This is a genomic window from Paenibacillus sp. 32O-W (assembly GCF_007679495.1).
Classification (GTDB): domain Bacteria; phylum Bacillota; class Bacilli; order Paenibacillales; family NBRC-103111; genus Paenibacillus_L; species Paenibacillus_L residui.
Map to the genome: position 1 here is coordinate 1 of NZ_VEGP01000212.1, position 288 is coordinate 288.

1 protein-coding gene is annotated in these 288 nt (G+C 42.0%); it reads right to left on the minus strand.

The annotated features are described in order from the left end of the window. Window positions 1–13: 13 nt before the first annotated feature. On the minus strand, window positions 14–288 hold a 275-nt coding region (locus FS806_RS25480; protein WP_186328544.1), incomplete at its 5' end, for a transposase.

The window sequence follows — 288 nt, forward strand, 5'->3', positions numbered from 1 at the left end:
TGGCACTTAAGATTTAGAGTTGGATACAAAGGCGATCAATTACCTTCTGAGGCGACTTGTTAATTTCGGAAATAAAGTCTTGTACGGCTTTGCGGATCTCTTCGACCGACTTATAGAACACGTTGTAGATGACGGATTTCTTAAGCCATGCCCAAAGGCCTTCGATGAGATTTAATTTCGGACTGTACGGTGGAAGGAACATAAAGGTCAGATTTTTATGTTCCCTTAAGAACGGCTGAATTAATTTCGCGTGATGAATCCGCGCATTATCCAACACCATGACGATTC